The 18,144-nt window shown below is 58.0% G+C and carries 20 protein-coding genes; 16 read left to right on the plus strand and 4 right to left on the minus strand.

Going from position 1 to position 18,144, the window contains the following annotated elements:
- Positions 1-206: 206 nt before the first annotated feature.
- The 5 genes from ytfQ to GNG26_RS02085 all read left to right on the plus strand — a co-directional run bounded on the left by ytfQ (position 207) and on the right by GNG26_RS02085 (position 6,452).
- The gene (ytfQ, locus tag GNG26_RS02065) at positions 207-1,163 is read left to right on the plus strand and encodes a galactofuranose ABC transporter, galactofuranose-binding protein YtfQ (protein ID WP_103178007.1); all 957 of its coding nucleotides are present in this window, start codon (positions 207-209) and stop codon (positions 1,161-1,163) included.
- 103 nt (positions 1,164-1,266) lie between these two features.
- Positions 1,267-2,769 carry a galactofuranose ABC transporter, ATP-binding protein YtfR gene (gene ytfR / locus GNG26_RS02070; RefSeq protein WP_156237622.1) on the plus strand — a complete coding sequence of 501 codons (1,503 nt, stop codon included), beginning with the start codon at positions 1,267-1,269 and terminating at the stop codon, positions 2,767-2,769.
- Positions 2,770-2,779: 10 nt separating this feature from the next.
- Positions 2,780-3,805 (plus strand): galactofuranose ABC transporter, ATP-binding protein YtfT, encoded by a 1,026-nt coding sequence (gene ytfT, locus GNG26_RS02075; protein ID WP_168194501.1) that lies wholly within the window; start codon positions 2,780-2,782, stop codon positions 3,803-3,805.
- Positions 3,792-4,790, plus strand: coding sequence for a galactofuranose ABC transporter, permease protein YjfF (yjfF, locus tag GNG26_RS02080; protein WP_114316064.1), 999 nt, complete (start codon positions 3,792-3,794; stop codon positions 4,788-4,790). Before ytfT ends, yjfF begins: the two co-directional genes overlap by 14 nt.
- A gap of 93 nt (positions 4,791-4,883) precedes the next feature.
- Positions 4,884-6,452: a methyl-accepting chemotaxis protein gene (locus GNG26_RS02085; RefSeq protein WP_156237624.1), complete on the plus strand. Its 1,569-nt coding sequence runs from the start codon at positions 4,884-4,886 to the stop codon at positions 6,450-6,452.
- Here the strand turns inward: GNG26_RS02085 and GNG26_RS02090 are convergent.
- On the minus strand, positions 6,427-6,771 hold the full coding sequence (locus tag GNG26_RS02090) for a LysR family transcriptional regulator (RefSeq protein ID WP_156237625.1): 345 nt from the start codon (positions 6,769-6,771) through the stop codon (positions 6,427-6,429). The two genes, GNG26_RS02085 and GNG26_RS02090, sit on opposite strands and share 26 nt — an antisense overlap.
- Positions 6,772-6,930: 159 nt before the next feature.
- The gene (fbp, locus tag GNG26_RS02095) at positions 6,931-7,929 is read right to left on the minus strand and encodes a class 1 fructose-bisphosphatase (RefSeq protein WP_103178013.1); all 999 of its coding nucleotides are present in this window, start codon (positions 7,927-7,929) and stop codon (positions 6,931-6,933) included.
- 179 nt (positions 7,930-8,108) lie between these two features.
- Here fbp and mpl point away from each other — a divergent pair, with 179 nt between their 5' ends.
- Positions 8,109-9,482 carry a UDP-N-acetylmuramate:L-alanyl-gamma-D-glutamyl-meso-diaminopimelate ligase gene (gene mpl, locus GNG26_RS02100; RefSeq protein ID WP_103178014.1) on the plus strand — a complete coding sequence of 458 codons (1,374 nt, stop codon included), beginning with the start codon at positions 8,109-8,111 and terminating at the stop codon, positions 9,480-9,482.
- A gap of 92 nt (positions 9,483-9,574) precedes the next feature.
- Here the strand turns inward: mpl and yjgA are convergent, their stop codons facing one another.
- Complete coding sequence (gene yjgA, locus GNG26_RS02105) at positions 9,575-10,126, minus strand: ribosome biogenesis factor YjgA (protein WP_103178015.1); 552 nt, start codon at positions 10,124-10,126, stop codon at positions 9,575-9,577.
- Between the two features lie 95 nt (positions 10,127-10,221).
- Between yjgA and pmbA the strand changes: the two genes are divergently transcribed.
- Complete coding sequence (gene pmbA, locus GNG26_RS02110; protein WP_103823038.1) at positions 10,222-11,574, plus strand: metalloprotease PmbA; 1,353 nt, start codon at positions 10,222-10,224, stop codon at positions 11,572-11,574.
- Between the two features lie 52 nt (positions 11,575-11,626).
- Entirely contained in the window at positions 11,627-12,010 is a 384-nt protein-coding gene (cybC, locus tag GNG26_RS02115; protein ID WP_103823039.1) for a cytochrome b562, read from the plus strand.
- Between the two features lie 73 nt (positions 12,011-12,083).
- Here cybC and GNG26_RS22770 read toward each other — a convergent pair whose 3' ends face one another.
- Positions 12,084-12,362, minus strand: coding sequence for a Hok/Gef family protein (locus GNG26_RS22770; RefSeq protein WP_309236373.1), 279 nt, complete (start codon positions 12,360-12,362; stop codon positions 12,084-12,086).
- Between the two features lie 299 nt (positions 12,363-12,661).
- Here GNG26_RS22770 and GNG26_RS02125 point away from each other — a divergent pair, with 299 nt between their 5' ends.
- From GNG26_RS02125 to GNG26_RS02160, 8 genes are read left to right on the plus strand one after another with little or no spacing between them, the layout of a single operon-like run.
- Positions 12,662-13,000 carry a glycine dehydrogenase gene (locus tag GNG26_RS02125; protein WP_156237627.1) on the plus strand — a complete coding sequence of 113 codons (339 nt, stop codon included), beginning with the start codon at positions 12,662-12,664 and terminating at the stop codon, positions 12,998-13,000.
- A gap of 10 nt (positions 13,001-13,010) precedes the next feature.
- On the plus strand, positions 13,011-13,373 hold the full coding sequence (locus tag GNG26_RS02130) for an SFCGS family glycine-rich protein (RefSeq protein ID WP_006179053.1): 363 nt from the start codon (positions 13,011-13,013) through the stop codon (positions 13,371-13,373).
- Positions 13,374-13,375: 2 nt separating this feature from the next.
- Positions 13,376-13,675, plus strand: coding sequence for a DUF4312 family protein (locus GNG26_RS02135; RefSeq protein ID WP_006810338.1), 300 nt, complete (start codon positions 13,376-13,378; stop codon positions 13,673-13,675).
- 22 nt (positions 13,676-13,697) lie between these two features.
- A complete protein-coding gene (locus GNG26_RS02140; protein ID WP_039030609.1) occupies positions 13,698-14,474 on the plus strand; it encodes a DUF4311 domain-containing protein in 777 nt (258 codons plus the stop codon).
- A gap of 13 nt (positions 14,475-14,487) precedes the next feature.
- Complete coding sequence (locus tag GNG26_RS02145) at positions 14,488-15,129, plus strand: DUF4310 family protein (protein WP_103178023.1); 642 nt, start codon at positions 14,488-14,490, stop codon at positions 15,127-15,129.
- A gap of 42 nt (positions 15,130-15,171) precedes the next feature.
- Positions 15,172-16,305 carry an amidohydrolase/deacetylase family metallohydrolase gene (locus GNG26_RS02150; protein ID WP_103823043.1) on the plus strand — a complete coding sequence of 378 codons (1,134 nt, stop codon included), beginning with the start codon at positions 15,172-15,174 and terminating at the stop codon, positions 16,303-16,305.
- Positions 16,289-17,407, plus strand: a complete 1,119-nt coding sequence (locus tag GNG26_RS02155) for a DgaE family pyridoxal phosphate-dependent ammonia lyase (RefSeq protein WP_156237629.1) — start codon at positions 16,289-16,291, stop codon at positions 17,405-17,407. The genes GNG26_RS02150 and GNG26_RS02155 overlap by 17 nt, the downstream gene beginning before the upstream one ends.
- Positions 17,404-18,144 (plus strand): KDGP aldolase family protein, encoded by a 741-nt coding sequence (locus GNG26_RS02160; RefSeq protein WP_156237631.1) that lies wholly within the window; start codon positions 17,404-17,406, stop codon positions 18,142-18,144. Before GNG26_RS02155 ends, GNG26_RS02160 begins: the two co-directional genes overlap by 4 nt.

The raw sequence follows: 18,144 nt of genomic DNA on the forward strand, positions 1-18,144 counted from the left end.
TTATCAGCACTTTCTCATGACAAGATAATCCATAAACTCAGCCGCATTTTTAATGGCTCAGTGAAAGCGATTACAAACTTGTGATTAACGTTTTATTCACTTTTCCGAAGTGTGATGTAACACACTCCGTTACATCTCGCATTGTCTATAGTCTCTTCGCAGAACATTTTTTACCCAACAATAAACTCCCCTACGAGGACGCACTTATGTGGAAGCGCTTACTTCTTGTCACAGCAGTTTCGGCAGCCATGTCGTCTATGGCGATGGCCGCCCCCTTAACCGTAGGATTTGCCCAGGTCGGCTCAGAGTCCGGCTGGCGCGCCGCTGAGACCAACGTCGCGAAGAGTGAGGCCGAAAAACGCGGCATCACGCTGAAGATCGCCGATGGTCAGCAAAAACAGGAAAACCAGATCAAAGCGGTACGCTCTTTTATCGCTCAGGGCGTTGACGCCATTTTCATTGCCCCGGTCGTGGCGACGGGTTGGGAACCGGTTCTGAAAGAAGCGAAAGATGCCGAAATTCCGGTCTTCCTGCTCGATCGTTCCATCGATGTAAAAGACAAATCTCTCTATATGACCACCGTCACCGCCGACAACGTGCTGGAAGGCAAATTGATTGGTGAATGGCTGGTGAAACAGGTGGATGGTAAGCCATGTAACGTGGTAGAGCTGCAGGGCACCGTCGGCGCCAGCGTGGCCATCGACCGTAAGAAAGGCTTTGCTGATGCCATCTCAAAAGCGTCAAACATCAAGATTATCCGTTCTCAGTCCGGCGACTTCACCCGCAGTAAAGGGAAAGAGGTCATGGAGAGCTTTATCAAAGCTGAGAACAACGGCAAGAACATCTGCATGGTTTACGCCCATAACGATGACATGGTGATCGGCGCTATCCAGGCGATTAAAGAGGCGGGCCTGAAGCCGGGTACCGACATCCTGACCGGCTCTATCGACGGCGTACCGGATATCTATAAAGCGATGATCGACAAAGAGGCCAACGCCAGCGTGGAGCTGACGCCAAACATGGCAGGTCCGGCCTTTGACGCGCTGGAGAAATTCAAGAAAGACGGCACCATGCCAGAGAAAGTCACTATAACCAAGTCCACGCTCTATCTGCCTGATACCGCTGCAGAAGAGTTAGAGAAGAAGAAAAATATGGGCTACTAAGCTCGACTGAAAATGCCGGGCGACGCTGCGCTTGCCCGGCCTGCGGCTCGCTTTTTGTAGGCCGGATAAGCGTAGCGCCATCCGACATGATGCAGGGGGAACCATGATCACAGACCAGCACCAGGAAATCCTCCGCACAGAGGGCTTGAGCAAATATTTTCCCGGCGTAAAAGCGCTGGATAACGTCGATTTCACCCTGCGGCGTGGCGAGATCATGGCCCTGCTGGGCGAAAACGGCGCCGGAAAATCGACCCTGATTAAAGCCCTGACCGGTGTCTATCACGCCGATCGCGGCACCATCTGGCTGGAAGGCCACGCCATATCGCCCAAAAATACCGCCCATGCCCAGCAGCTGGGTATCGGGACGGTCTATCAGGAAGTGAACCTGCTGCCGAATATGTCGGTGGCGGATAATCTGTTTATCGGCCGCGAGCCACGACGCTTTGGCCTGCTGCGCCGTAAAGAGATGGAAGAGCGCGCCACAAAACTGATGGCATCATACGGTTTCTCTCTCGACGTGCGCGAGCCGCTCAACCGCTTCTCGGTGGCGATGCAGCAGATCGTCGCCATCTGCCGGGCTATCGATCTCTCGGCAAAAGTGCTGATCCTCGATGAACCTACCGCCAGCCTGGATACCCAGGAGGTCGAAATGCTCTTCACCCTGATGCGCCAGCTGCGCGATCAGGGGGTGAGCCTGATTTTCGTCACCCACTTCCTCGATCAGGTGTATGAGGTGAGCGACCGCATTACCGTCCTGCGTAACGGCGGCTTCGTCGGCTGTCGCGAAACCCGGGAGCTGCCGCAAATCGAGCTGGTGAAAATGATGCTGGGCCGCGAGCTGGAGAGCAATGCCCTGCAGCGTGCGGGCCGGACGCTGCTCAGCGAGAAGCCGGTGGCGGCGTTTAAAGGGTACGGCAAGAAAGGCACTATCGCGCCCTTTGATCTTGAGGTGCGCCCGGGTGAGATCGTCGGACTGGCGGGGCTGTTAGGGTCGGGACGTACCGAAACGGCAGAGGTGATCTTCGGGATTAAACCTGCCGACAGCGGCACTGCGCTGATCAAAGGTAAACCGCAGACGCTGCGCTCTCCGCATCAGGCCTCCAGCCTCGGGATCGGTTTCTGCCCGGAAGATCGCAAGACCGACGGCATCATCGCCGCCGCCTCGGTGCGTGAGAACATTATTCTGGCCCTGCAGGCCCAGCGCGGCTGGCTGCGCCCCATTCCCCGTAAAGAGCAAAATGTGATTGCCGAGCGCTTTATTCGCCAGCTGGGCATCCGCACCCCGAGTGCGGAGCAGCCGATCGAATTTCTCTCCGGCGGTAACCAGCAGAAGGTGCTGCTGTCACGCTGGCTGCTGACCAAGCCGCAGTTCCTGATCCTCGACGAGCCGACCCGCGGTATCGACGTAGGAGCGCACGCGGAAATTATCCGCCTGATCGAAACCCTCTGCGCCGACGGTCTGGCGCTGCTGGTGATCTCCTCGGAGCTGGAGGAGCTGGTGGGGTATGCGGATCGGGTGATCATCATGCGCGACCGTCAGCAGGTGGCCGAGATCCCGCTGGATGCGCTCTCCGTTCCGGCAATCATGAACGCCATTGCGGCATAAGGAGTAGATCGTGATGTCACGTTCACTTTCTCAGACCGGCGAGACGAAGCGCCGCTTCAGCTGGCCCACCGGCACGCCGCAAATCATTGCGCTGATCCTGGTGTTGCTGGTGGACAGCCTCGTTTCGCCGCATTTTTATCAGATTATCCTCCAGGATGGCCGCCTGTTCGGCAGTCCGATTGATATCTTAAACCGTGCCGCGCCGGTCGCCCTGCTGGCGATCGGCATGACGCTGGTGATTGCCACCGGCGGTATCGACCTGTCGGTCGGGGCGGTGATGGCGATTGCCGGGGCGACGGCGGCCTCAATGACCGTGGCCGGACACAGCCTGCCGGTGGTGCTGCTGGCGACGCTGGGCACCGGCGTGCTCGCGGGATTGTGGAACGGCATCCTGGTGGCGATCCTCAAAATCCAGCCCTTTGTCGCCACCCTCATTTTAATGGTGGCCGGACGCGGGGTGGCGCAGCTGATCACCTCCGGGCAGATCGTCACCTTCAACGCCCCGAATCTGGCGTGGATTGGCAGCGGATCGCTGTTCTTCTTCCCGACGCCGGTGATTATTGTGGTGGTCACCCTGATCGCCTTCTGGCTGTTCACCCGCAAAACCGCCCTCGGGATGTTTATCGAAGCGGTGGGGATTAACATTCGCGCGGCGAAAAACGCCGGGGTCAGCACCCGTCTGATGGTGATGCTCACCTACGTATTGAGCGGGGTCTGTGCCGCCATTGCCGGGATTATCGTCGCGGCGGATATTCGCGGGGCCGATGCTAATAACGCCGGGCTCTGGCTGGAACTGGATGCGATCCTCGCGGTGGTGATTGGCGGCGGCTCGCTGATGGGCGGGCGCTTCAACCTGCTGCTGTCGGTGATTGGCGCGCTGATTATCCAGGGGATGAACACCGGGATCCTGCTGTCGGGTTTCCCGCCGGAACTCAACCAGGTGGTGAAAGCGGTGGTGGTGCTCTGCGTGCTCATCGTGCAGTCGCCGCGCTTTATCAGTCTCATTAAGGGGATGCGTGGTCATGATAAAACGTAATTTACCGCTCATGATTACCCTGGGCGTGTTTGTGCTGGGGTATCTCTACTGCCTGACGCAGTTTCCCGGTTTTGCTTCGACGCGGGTGATCTGCAACATCCTGACCGACAACGCCTTCCTCGGGATCATCGCCGTCGGCATGACCTTCGTGATCCTCTCCGGCGGGATCGACCTCTCCGTCGGGTCGGTGATCGCCTTTACCGGCGTCTTTCTGGCTAAGGCGATTGGCTACTGGGGGATCTCCCCGCTGCTGGCCTTCCCGCTGGTGCTGGTGATGGGCTGCGCCTTTGGCGCTTTTATGGGACTGCTGATCGACGCCCTGAAGATCCCGGCGTTTATTATCACCCTCGCCGGGATGTTCTTCCTGCGCGGCGTCAGCTATCTGGTGTCGGAGGAGTCGATCCCGATTAACCATCCGGTCTACGACACCCTCTCAAGCCTGGCGTGGAAAATCCCCGGCGGCGGCCGTCTGAGTATTCTCGGGCTGGTGATGCTGGGCGTGGTAGTGATCGGCATTTTCCTCGCCCACCGCACCCGCTTTGGCAACGAAGTGTATGCCATCGGCGGCAGCGCGACCTCCGCCAACCTGATGGGCATCTCTACCCGCAGCACCACCATTCGTATCTACATGCTCTCCACCGGGCTGGCGACGCTGGCGGGGATCGTCTTCTCCATCTACACCCAGGCGGGCTATGCGCTGGCGGGGGTAGGGGTGGAGCTGGACGCGATTGCCTCGGTGGTGATTGGCGGCACGCTGCTCAGCGGCGGCGTCGGCACGGTGCTGGGCACGCTGTTTGGGGTGGCGATCCAGGGGCTGATCCAGACCTATATTAACTTCGACGGCACCCTCAGCTCGTGGTGGACCAAGATTGCGATTGGCATTCTGCTGTTCATCTTTATCGCCCTGCAGCGCGGCCTGACGGTGCTCTGGGAGAACCGCCAGAACTCGCCTGTCACACGGGTGAGCACAACCAGCAAGCTATAAGCGCCTGAATTTACTTCAAGTCTAAATCTTTTCCGGTAGCGGCCGATAACCCTTAATTCTGTCCAGATTTATCTCGCTACCGGAAATTACATCATGCTTAAAACGCTATCGATTCGTACCGGCTTGCTTTCGTTACTGGCCGTTATGACCCTTCTGCTGCTGCTTGTCAGCGGCATCGGCATTTATGCCCTCACCCAGAGCTCCTCCTCTTTGCAACGCATTAACCATCTTCAGGGCGAACAGCTGGTGCAGCTTAATTCGGGCTACACCCTGATCCTGCGTGCGCGCAACGAGGCGGGGCAGGCCGTCCGCATGATGGAGGTGGGGCTGCTGGATGACGCCAAAAAATCGGTGAAAAACATCAATGACGAACTCAAACAGGCGCAAACCACGCTGAAAAGCGTGATCGATAGCGGGGTAAACGATCCCGAAGGTGAGGCGCTGCTGAAGAAAGTTGCCGCGAGCCTCGCCGCCTATAATGCTGAGGGGATCGTGCCAATGCAGAACGCCCTCAATGCGCAGAATGCGGATGACTATTACGATCTGCTGGAGAACCGTCTGGTGCCGGTAGCGCGTCAGTTTGATAACGATATGCAGGCCTTCCAGGCCTGGAGCGACAGCCGCGGCAAAGCTGAAGTCGCCGCGGTGCAGGCGAGTAAAAGTCGGGTGATGCTGCTGATCATCGTCGCCGCGCTGCTGACCGCGGGCATTATCGTGCTGGCGTGGCTGGCGCTTCGTCATATGCTGCTGAAGCCGCTCTCCTCCTCTATTGCCCAGCTTGAGCACGTGGCCGCTGGGGATCTGACCCACGCCCTGACCACCCCCGCAAGTCAGGAGTTTAACCGCCTCAACGCCGCCATTGAGGAGATGCGTCAGTCGCTGATGGGCTCGGTACTGCGGGTGCGTGACGCCAGCTCGCAGATCGATACCGGCAGCCGGGAGCTGACCGCAGGCAATATGCACCTTGCCCAGCGTACAGAATCCACCGCCACCTCGCTGGAGCAGACCGCGGCCAGCATGGAAGAGATCACCGCCACGGTGAAGCAGAACGCCCACAACGCCGAGCAGGCGCATCAGGTGGCGAAGACGATGTCAGATACTGCTGACCGCGGCAGCGAGATGGTCTGTTATGTCATTGAGAAGATGCGCGATATCTCCGGCAGCGCTGATCGTATCGCCGATATTCTCAGCGTGATCGACGGTATCGCCTTCCAGACCAATATTCTGGCGCTGAATGCCTCGGTGGAAGCCGCCCGCGCGGGTGAGCAGGGGCGCGGCTTTGCGGTGGTGGCCGGCGAGGTACGTAACCTCGCCAGCCGTAGCGCCGATGCGGCGAAAGAGATCCGCACGCTCATCAGCGATTCTCAATCACACGTCAGCGAAGGCAGCGAGCTGGCGCAGCAGGCGGGTGAAACCATGGACGAGATCGCCAACGAGGTGATGCGCATGACCCGCCTGATGCGTGAGATCGCCAATGCGTCGCACGAGCAGAGCCGTGGTATTGAGCAGGTGAATATTGCGGTCAACCAGATGGACGAAACCGCGCAGCAAAACGCGGCGCTGGTCCAGCAATCGTCCGCCGCGACGCGCTCGCTGGAAGAGCAGTCCCGCGAGCTCATCGAGGCGATGTCACTGTTTAAGCTGTCGTCGCAACAGGCGTAGCCTTATCGTCTTCCGGCGCCGGGAGGCTTTCCGCGCCAGCCGGGGTGCTGGCGATATGGTCATGAATGGCGCCCAGCAGCTTTTCCATCTCGGCGGTCAAGCGCAACGCATAAGGCGTTGGCTCAAGAAACAGACCCTTGCGGGTAAACAGCGGCTCATTAAACAGCATGCCAAAGCGTTTCAGGGCCAGGCTGACTGCTGGCCTGGACATCACAAGACGTGAAGAGGCTTTGGCCATGCTCCCGCACCTGACGACTTCAATAAATACCGGAATCAGATTGAGATCGATGCCAGTGGATGAGCGAGAGAGGTTTTTCATATCGGCTGATTTCCATTGAACGCTATTTGGACGCCGTAATGATGACGCATTGATTCAGCGGGTTACAGCAGCATTTTTATATAGTTTTATACCAACAAAGATATAAATGTTTGGAAAAACAAAAGGGGCCGAGCGGCCCCTTTTGGTCAAACTCAACAATCAGGCATCCGGAAATTCACGGATAAAGCGTTCCACGTCGTCAACCATATGATCGTTGCCAACGAAGAAGGAACGGCGCTGGTGCAGGCTTTCAGGAATGATATCCATAATCCGCTCTTTGCCGTCGCTGGCTTTACCGCCCGCCTGTTCGGCGAGGAAGGCCATTGGGTTGCACTCATACAGCAGGCGCAGCTTGCCTTCCGGGTGGCTGGCGGTGCTTGGGTAGAGGTAGATACCGCCCTTCAGCAGGTTACGGTGGAAATCCGCCACCAGGGAGCCGATATAACGCGAGGTATAAGGGCGCTGGGTCGATTTATCCTCTTCCTGGCAGAATTTAATGTACTTCTTCACCCCCGCCGGGAATTTAATGTAGTTCCCTTCGTTGATGGAGTAAGTGCTGCCTTTCTGCGGGAAGCGCATGCGCTCCTGGCACAGGCAGAATACACCCAGCGACGGATCGTAGGTAAAGGCATGGACGCCGCAGCCGGTGGTGTAGACCAGCATGGTGGAGGAGCCATATACCACATAACCCGCAGCAACCTGCTTATTGCCCGGCTGCAGGAAATCTTCTTCGGTTACCGGCGTGCCGACAGGGGTGACGCGACGGTAAATGGAGAAAATAGTGCCGACAGAGACGTTAACGTCGATGTTGGAGGAGCCATCCAGCGGATCCATCAGGACGACATACTTGGCGTGTTCACACCCTTCAAAGACGACGATTTCATCTTCTTCCTCGGAGGCGATCCCCGCAACGATGTCGCGCGCGCGCAGTGCAGCTTTCAGTTTTTCATTCGCGAACAGATCGAGTTTCTGTTGAACTTCGCCCTGCACGTTTTCAGCACCGCTGGCACCCAGGATATCGACCAGACCGGCCTTGTTGATATCGCGGTGGATGATCTTGGCGCCCAGCTTTATTGCCGACAACAAAGCAGTGAGCTCACCGGTAGCATGCGAGAACTCGTGCTGCTTTTCGACAATAAATTCACCTAACGTTTTCATAACACTTTCCCTGCATTGGATGTTGAGTAAAGTTGTTGATGCCCAACAATCTTAACAAACTTTCAAATTGTCGCGCAGAGGTGAATCGCGCCAGCTTGCTACAGATTTTCCTGAAATGCATTTCTCTGCTGCTGACATATGCGTAAAATGTGCGCCACATTGAAGAAGGATAGTGACGTATGCGCATTCATATATTGGGGATTTGTGGCACTTTCATGGGCGGCCTGGCTATGCTGGCGCGCGCTCTTGGCCATGAGGTGACAGGTTCGGACGCCAATGTGTATCCGCCGATGAGCACGCTGCTGGAAAACCAGGGCATCGATCTGATTCAGGGCTACGACGCCAGCCAGCTGGAGCCGCAGCCGGATCTGGTGATCATCGGAAACGCCATGACCCGGGGTAATCCCTGCGTAGAAGCCGTGCTGGAAAGGAATATTCCCTACATGTCAGGGCCGCAGTGGCTGCATGATTTTGTTCTGCGCGATCGCTGGGTGCTGGCGGTGGCGGGTACCCACGGCAAAACCACCACCGCCGGTATGGCGACGTGGATCCTCGAAGCCTGCGGCTACAAACCGGGCTTTGTGATTGGTGGCGTGCCGGGGAACTTTGACGTTTCTGCCCGTCTGGGCGAGAGCCCGTTCTTTGTTATTGAGGCGGACGAATATGACTGCGCGTTTTTTGATAAACGCTCCAAGTTCGTTCATTACTGCCCGCGTACGCTGATCCTCAACAACCTTGAGTTTGACCACGCGGACATTTTCGACGACCTGAAAGCGATTCAGAAGCAGTTCCACCACCTGGTGCGCATCGTACCGGGCCAGGGACGGATCATCCTGCCGGAGAACGACATTAACCTGAAGCAGACCCTGGCGATGGGGTGCTGGAGCGAGCAGGAGCTGGTGGGCGAGCAGGGCCACTGGCAGGCGAAAAAGCTCACCAACGACGCCTCCCGCTGGGAAGTGTTGCTGGATGGCGAAAAAGTCGGGGAAGTGCAGTGGGCGCTGGTGGGCGAGCACAACATGCATAACGGCCTGATGGCGATCGCCGCGGCCCGTCATGTGGGCGTGCTGCCTGCCGATGCGGCCAACGCGCTGGGATCGTTCATCAACGCCCGTCGCCGTCTTGAACTGCGCGGCGAAGCCAATGGCGTGACGGTGTATGACGATTTTGCCCATCACCCGACCGCGATCCTCGCGACGCTGGCTGCCCTGCGCGGCAAAGTGGGCGGCACGGCACGCATTCTGGCCGTACTGGAACCGCGCTCCAACACCATGAAGATGGGGATTTGCAAAGACGATTTAGCCCCTTCTTTAGGTCGCGCGGACGAGGTCTTCCTCCTGCAACCGCAGCACATTCCGTGGCAGGTGGCGGAAGTGGCCGAAGCCTGCGTCCAGCCGGCGCACTGGAGTGCAGACGTGGATACGCTGGCGGAGATGGTGGTGAAAACCGCGCAGCCGGGCGATCACATTCTGGTGATGAGCAACGGCGGGTTTGGTGGGATCCATCAGAAACTGCTGGACGGTCTGGCGAAGAAAGCAGAAGCAGTGGCGTAAAAAAAAGCCCGGTAGCGTTAACGCTGACCGGGCTTTTTTTGTAGGCCGGAGAAGGCGTTTACGCCGCCATCCGGCAAACAGCAAGTAAGATATTAACCTTCGGCTTCCGCCAGCTCGCGCAGATACTGGAAAATCAGACGTGCAGACTTCGGCGGCTTGTTCGCCTCTTTCTCTTTTTTCGCGTTACGGATCAGAGAGCGCAGCTGCTGGCGATCGGCGTCCGGCCACAGGTTCAGCACTTCCGGTACGGCGTCATCGCCCTGTTCAATCAGACGATCGCGGATCTGCTCCAGCTTATGGAACAGCGCAACCTGTTGGTTGTGGCGGTTTTTCAGCTTATCCAGCGCCTGGCGAATCGGCTCTACGTCGCGCTGGCGCAATAATTTACCAATCAACTGAAGCTGGCGGCGACGGCCCTCTTTCTTGATGCGCTGTGCCAGTTCGATGGCGGCACGCAGATCCGGGTCGAGCGGGATTTTATCCAGCGCGTTTTTACCCAGCTCTACCATCTCCGCACCAAGCTGTTTTAACTCTTCGGCGTCGCGTTTAATTTCACTTTTACTGACCCAGATGATCTCATCATCTTCGTCTTCGATGTCATCACCGGGAACGTCGTCGAGCCAGTCTTCGGGCTGCTTAGTCATGTCAGGCTCCTTAAAAAAAGAGGCTAATGTTACCAGTTTAGACGCGTACTGAGAAACGGTTCTCTGTTAGACTTCAGCTAACTACACCTTACATTATGGCATTTACGATGAAAGTGATCTCACAAGTTGCAGCGCAGCGTAAAGCACTGGAAGAGGCCGTCTCCATGGCCCTGGAGCTGGCGTCAGCGAAATCGGACGGGGCAGAAGTCGCCGTCAGCAAAACCACTGGCCTGAGCGTCAGCACCCGCTATGGCGAAGTGGAAACCGTTGAATTTAATAGCGATGGCGCATTAGGGATTACTGTTTATCACCAGAACCGTAAAGGCAGCGCCTCCTCTACCGATTTAAGCCCTGACGCCATTGCGCGGACCGTGCAGGCGGCGCTGGATATCGCCTCCTACACCTCTCCAGACCCCTATGCCGGGGTGGCTGACAAAGAGCTGCTGGCCTTTGAGGCCCCGGATCTGGATCTCTTCCATCCGGCGGAAGTAACCCCGGACGAAGCCATTGAGTTCGCCGCTCGCGCGGAGCAGGCCTCCCTTAATGCCGATAAGCGCATCACCAATACCGAAGGCGGCAGCTTTAATAGCCACTACGGCATTAAAGTCTTTGGCAACAGCCACGGCATGTTGCAGGGCTATTGCTCCACCCGTCACTCTCTTTCCAGCTGCGTGATTGCCGAAGAGAACGGCGACATGGAGCGCGATTACGCCTATACCATTGGCCGCGCGATGGGCGATCTGCAGTCGCCAGAGTGGGTCGGGGCGGAGTGTGCAAAACGCACCTTATCCCGCCTGGCTCCGCGTAAACTCTCTACCATGAAAGCACCGGTTATCTTTGCCAATGAAGTGGCGACCGGGCTGTTTGGGCATCTGGTCGGCGCGATTGCCGGCGGCGCGGTCTACCGTAAATCCACCTTCCTGCTCGATGCGCTGGGCACGCAAATCCTGCCGGAGTGGCTGACCATTGAAGAGCACCCGCACCTGCTGAAAGGGCTGGCCTCCACGCCGTTCGACAGCGAGGGCGTGCGCACCGAGCGTCGCGACATCGTCAAAGAGGGCATTCTGACCCAGTGGCTGCTGACCAACTACTCCGCACGCAAACTGGGGCTTAAGAGCACCGGCCATGCGGGCGGTATCCACAACTGGCGCATTCCGGGCCGCGGCCTGAGCTTTGAGCAGATGCTGAAAGAGATGGGCACCGGGCTGGTGGTCACCGAGCTGATGGGGCAGGGCGTGAGCGGCGTCACCGGCGACTACTCGCGCGGGGCGTCTGGCTTCTGGGTGGAAAACGGTGAGATTCAGTATCCGGTGAGTGAAATTACCATCGCCGGTAACCTGAAAGATATGTGGCGTAATATCGTGACGGTGGGAAACGATATTGAAACGCGCAGTAATATCCAGTGCGGTTCCGTTCTTCTGCCGGAAATGAAAATCGCCGGTCAATAATACCAGGCGCACTTCGGTGCGCTTTTTTTAATAATAAAAAAGGAAGTGAGCAATGCGTAAAACCCTGTTAGCTATCCTCGCAGCGTCATCGCTGGTCATGAGCACCTCGGTCTTTGCCGACCTGGAAGACAATATGGACACCCTCAGCGAAAACCTGAAAGTGGTGCAAAAAACCGATAACGCGGCTGAGATGAAAGAGGCGTTAACCAAAATGCGCACCGCCGCGGTAGACGCGCAAAAAGAGACCCCGCCAAAGCTGGAAGGCAAAGCGGAAGATAGCCCGGAGATGAAAGATTTCCGCCACGGCCTTGAGACGCTGGTGGGCCAGATTGACGGCGCGCTGAAGCTGGCGAACGAAGGCAAAGTAAAAGAGGCCCAGGCGGCAGCCGATGGCTTTGTTACCACGCGCAATACCTATCACAAAAAATACCGTTAATGGGTGCCTGAGCCTTACGTCCTTGATACACTCATGAAATGCAGGGGGATTGTACTCCCCCCGCATACTCGCTCTACTCCTTGCCAGAGTTGCAATCCAGTCGGGCAGTCACCTCCAGTGAACCTTTGCGATAGCTAATTTCGCACAGGTTTCGCCGGGTTATCAGTGTGAGCAGGATTGCTGTTATTGCGGCAATCGTTGTTACTCTGATAATAAGTTTTGTGCTTTTCATGGATGCCTCCTTGCTTTTAAAGCGGGCGAGGTAGCGAACTCCACGTGTTCGGACGTGTCGTTTCGAGCCCCCGCCCTGATTTTTCGTCAGGCGGGGCTTTCCACTTCCCGTCCCATGCATGAGACGGTCAGTCTCAAGCACCCACGGCCACTCTAACGAATCCTCATAAGAAAACCTTATCCAGCTCACACTTCTACGAGTCTGCTCGTAAACTTTTTCACTTCCACAACGTGGCTTTTGCCGTTCAGGAGCGTGATATTCATCACGTTAGGCCAGCGAAAAATCGTTATTCAGCGCAATTATGTGGCACAGATCACTGGTGCCGCTCTCCTTTCCACTTCGAAGTGGAAAACAACTCGCTACAAACCCCTGACACCCGGCGTTAGTTTTATCCCAGAGCCAATAACGGGGTAAGACGAGTGATTAACGGAACGGTAATAAACGACACTGGAGACCAGGCGGCGCAAACTGAACAGCTGGCCGACACCATGCTCAGGCAGATTTTCGCCCTGCTTAGTCATCACCACATTATCCCCAATGCCGTTCAGGAGCAGATGCTGACCTCCCACGTTCACGCCATGGCGCACCGGTCGGTAACCCGCGAGCCGTTGCCGGAGGTCGAGGCTGACCTGTTTGACGAAATTTCACCAGAATCCATGCGACTTGCCCGTGAAGTGGTGGCGCAGTTTGGCAATCTTCCTGATGAAGAAGCCTGGCTGCTCTCCGTTCACTTCGAAGTCGCCAAAGACAACCTTTAAGGAGCACATCATGGAACAAATTACAGTCGTCATCGGCGATCGCCTGGGTAAAGGCCAGAAGGTTGCAGCAGGCGTTGAAAAAGCGGGTGGCCGTGCGGTCGTGGTGCCAGGCATGGCGGCAGATATGAAGCTGGGCGACGTGATGAAGGCGGAGAATGCCACCTTCGGTATCTCCTTCTGCGGCAGCGGCGGCGCGGGTGCTATCACCGCCCAGACCAAATATGGCTACAAAGCGAAGTATGGCATGCGCTCGGTCGATGAAGGCGTCACCGCCATCAACGAAGGCTGCAACGTGCTCGGCTTTGGCTTTATGGATAAAGAAGAGCTGGGCGAGCGTCTGGTCCAGGCGTGGCAGAAGAAGCACGGCGCATAAGCATGAAAGAACAGTTCACCACCACGGTGAGAGTGAAGGGCAAGGGCGACGCCAAAGCGCGCGCCTTTGCCGACGCGCTGAACCATGTTCAGGCCGCGGTGATGAAAGCATCGCCGCATATCTTACTGCGTATTGAGCCACAGGATGTGCAGGTTGTTCAGGCGCAAGAAGCGGTGCGTAAAGAGGCGTTTCTGTTCTTCTTTTTGCGCCGGGAAAGACGCACCTACAGCGTGGAGCTGGACGTGACCGTCAACGTGACTGCCATCAATCTGGACCAGGTGGACTTTGTCACGCAACGCTGATTCTTACTAATAGGGCAGACGAATGTTCCTGATAATTTTAATAAAATCGCTCATCATCGGCGGCCTGGTTGGCGTCGGCGTTGGGGCCGGGGCTGCACGCATGTTTCATGCGCCTACCACACAGGGTATGGGCGCGTTTCGTACGTTGGGGGAGCTGAACTCCTGCGAGGGGGATCCGGCGTCCCACTTCTCCTTTGGGTTAGGCTTCTTCTTTAACGCCTGGGCCTCGTCGGTTGCGGCGGGTTCCTTCACCCAGGACGTTGACCACCGCATCATCCCGAACTGGGGTGCCGCGGCGCTGATGATCAAAAACCGCAACGTCGGCGAGACACTGCACGATCCCCGCAAAATGGCGATCGCCTGCGGCGTGATCGGCATGATTGTCGTCACCTTCCTGAACCTCACCGCCTCCTCCGTTCCGGCTGCGTTGCAGGTCACCGCCGTTAAGGTGCTGGTGCCGGCGGCAAACCTGCTGGTTAACACCGTGATGCCGGTGATCTTCTGGCTGGCGGCCATCGATGCGGGTAAAAAATCGGGCTTCTGGGCCACCGTCTTTGGCGGCGCGGCGCAGCTGATTATGGGTAACGCCGTACCGGGTCTGGTACTGGGTATTCTGATCGGTAAAGGGGTGGAAGAGAGCGGCTGGAACCACGTCACCAAAGTGATGATGGCGGCCATCGTTCTGCTCTTCGTGCTGAGCGGCTTCTTCCGCGGCTTCGACATGAAGATGATCGAATCCTTCCATCTGACCGTGCCGAACTGGCTCGACATGATCCACAACTCGCTCAGCGGCAAGTAACAGGAGCCTCTAAATGGAACAGAATAAAGGTTTTTGGTATGCCGACTGGTCGTTCCCGATCTTTGTTGGCCTGCTCTCCTCCGGCGTCTTCGCCGGGACACACATGTATTACCTCTACGGCATCGGCGCCTTTAACGAAGTGGCCTTCGTGGCGATGCTGAAAGCGGGCATCGATACCGGTGCCTACGGCGCGGTGGCGGCGTTCGGCGCCAGCTTCCTGTTCGCCCGTATTATCGAAGGCTCCCTGGTGGGGATTCTGGATATCGGCGGGGCGATCCAGACCGGCGTCGGCTTAGGCGTGCCGGCGCTGCTGCTGGGCGCGGGCATCATGTTCCCGGTGACCAACTTTATCGCCTCGCTGGCAACCGGCCTGGTGATTGGCCTGGCGATTGGTTACGTCATCATCCTGGCGCGTAAGTTCACCATCAATCAGAGCAACTCCACCTATGGGGCGGACGTGATGATGGGCGCCGGTAACGCCTCCGGCCGCTTCCTCGGGCCGTTAATTATCCTCAGCGCGATGACCGCCTCGATCCCAATCGGCATCGGTTCCCTGTTGGGCGCGCTGCTGTTCTATATCTGGCAGAAGCCGATTACCGGTGGCGCCATCCTCGGCGCAATGCTTTTGGGCTGGCTGTTCCCGGTCGCTCTTTAATACCTGCGGGCGCTCCGGCGCCCGTCTTCTCAGGAGAACCCCATGTTTGATTTACTCCTGCGCCGTGCGCGCCTCACCGACGATACCCTGACCGATATCGCCATTCAGGACGGGAAGATCGCGGCGGTTGGCGACATCACCGATCCCGCACAGCATACCGTTGAGCTCAACGGTGACACTTGGGTCAGCGCGGGCTGGATTGATTCCCACGTTCACTGCTACCCGAACTCGCCGATTTATCACGACGAGCCGGACAGCGTCGGTATCGCCACCGGCGTCACTTCCGTGGTGGATGCGGGCAGCACCGGGGCGGATGACGTGGATGATTTTTACGCCATCACCCGCAACGCCTCTACCGAGGTATTTGCCCTGCTGAACATCTCCCGCGTGGGGCTGATTGCCCAGAACGAGCTGGCCAATATGGCCAATATCGACGCCGATGCGGTAAAGCAGGCGGTAAAGCGCCACCCTGATTTTATCGTCGGCCTGAAAGCGCGCATGAGCAGCAGCGTGGTGGGCGAGAATGGCATTACGCCGCTGGAACGTGCGAAGGCCATCCAGAAAGAGAACGGCGATCTGCCGCTGATGGTGCACATTGGCAACAACCCGCCAAACCTCGACGAAATCGCCGAGCTGCTGAGTTCAGGCGACATCATTACCCACTGCTACAACGGCAAACCGAACCGCATTCTGACCCCCTCCGGCGAGCTGCGCGCCTCCATCACCTCCGCCCTGAAGCGCGGCGTGCGGCTGGACGTGGGCCACGGCACGGCGAGCTTCAGCTTTGAGGTGGCGAAACGCGCCATCGCGATGGGCATTCTGCCGCACACCATCAGCTCGGATATCTACTGCCGCAACCGCATTAACGGCCCGGTGGGCTCGCTGGCGAGCGTGATGTCGAAATTCCTCGCTATCGGCATGTCGCTGCCGCAGGTGATTGAGTGTGTCACCGCCAACGCCGCCGACGGCCTGCGCCTGACGCGCAAAGGGCGCATTCAGCCGGGTCTCGACGCCGACCTGACGCTCTTCACCCTTAAACGCCAGCCGACGCTTCTGGTGGATGCTGAAAACGACAGCCTGCAGGCTGAACATATTCTGGTGCCGCTTGCCGCGATCCGCGCGGGCAAGGGCTACATGACCGAACAAGGGAGCACGGAACATGCCTTCAATTTTTGAGAAATACAATTTAAAACAGGTGATTAACACCTCCGGGCGCATGACGGCGCTCGGCGTCTCCACCCCGCGCCCGGAGGTAGTGCAGGCGGCAATGGAGGGCATGAACCAGTACTTCGAGATGAAGGATCTGGTCAACAAAACCGGTGAATACATCGCAAAACTGCTGGATGTGGAAGGGGCAACCGTCGTCTCCTGCGCCTCGGCGGGCATCGCCCAGTCGGTGGCGGCGGTGCTGGTGAAGGATAGCGACTGGCTGCTGGAAAACCTCCACGTCACCCCGATTGAGAACAATGAGATCGTCCTGCCGAAAGGCCACAACGTCAACTTCGGCGCCCCGGTGGGCACCATGGTGGCGCTGGGCGGCGGCAGGCTGGTGGAAGCGGGCTACGCCAACGAATGTTCCGCCGATCAGCTGGCGGCGGCGATCACCCCACGCACCGCGGCGATCATGTACATCAAATCTCACCACTGTGTGCAGAAGAGCATGCTCAGCGTCGAACAGGCGGCGGTAGTCGCGCGTAAACACGATCTGCCGCTGATCGTCGACGCGGCAGCGGAAGAAGATCTGCATACCTACTACCGAGCCGGCGCCGATCTGGTGATCTACAGCGGCGCGAAGGCGATCGAAGGGCCCACCAGTGGGCTGGTGATTGGCAGAACCCAGTACGTTGAGTGGGTTAAACGCCAGACGGCGGGCATTGGCCGGGCGATGAAGGTGGGTAAAGAGGGCATTCTGGGCCTCACCTGCGCCATCGAACATTACCTGACGGCGACCAAAGAGAGCGGGGCGGAGATGGTGGCGAAGATGACGCCGTTTATCGACGCGCTCAACACCCTGAACGGCGTCACCGCCCGCGTGGTGTGGGACAGCGCGGGCCGTGACATCGCCCGCACCGAGATTAAGTTCGACGAAGCCACCACCGGCGTGGGCACCGGCGATCTGGTGCACGCGCTGAAGCAGGGTGAATACGCCATCTACTTCCGCGGCTATAAAGCGAACGAAGGGATTATCGAAGCCGACGTGCGCAGCGTCACCGCTGACCAACTGAACATTGTCTACCGCCGCATCAGCGAAGTATTAGGCCAGGAGAAAACCGCATGAAACTGACCCCCAATTTTTACCGTGACCGCGTCTGCCTGAACGTGCTGGCCGGCTCGAAAGCCAACGCCAGCGCCATTTACGAGGCGGCGGAAGGTCATGTGCTGGTGGGCGTGCTCTCCAAAAATTACCCGGACGTGGACAGCGCCGTCGCCGATATGCGCGAATACGCCGCCCTGATCGATAATGCGCTCTCTGTGGGCCTGGGCGCGGGCGATCCGAACCAGTCGGCGATGGTGAGCGAAATCTCCCGCCAGGTGCAGCCGCAGCACGTCAACCAGGTCTTCACTGGCGTGGCGACCAGCCGCGCGCTGCTGGGGCAGAGCGAGTCCGTGGTCAACGGTCTGGTCTCCCCGACCGACACCGTCGGGATGGTGAAAATCTCCACCGGCCCGCTGAGCAGCGCGGCACCGGACGGCATCGTACCGGTTGAAACCGCTATTGCCCTGCTGAAAGATTTCGGCGGCAGCTCAATCAAATACTTCCCGATGGGCGGCCTGAAATGCCGTGACGAGTATAAAGCGGTGGCGGAAGCCTGCGCCCGTCACGACTTCTGGCTGGAGCCGACCGGGGGTATCGATCTGGAAAACTTTGAGGAAATCCTGCAGATCGCCCTCGATGCAGGCGTGAGCAAGATCATCCCGCATATCTACAGCTCGATTATCGACAAAGCCAGCGGCGATACGCGTCCGGAGGATGTGCGTACGCTGCTGGAGATGACGAAAAAACAGGTTAAGTAG

Origin of the sequence: Leclercia sp. J807, assembly GCF_009734465.1 — a bacterium.
GTDB lineage: Bacteria > Pseudomonadota > Gammaproteobacteria > Enterobacterales > Enterobacteriaceae > Enterobacter.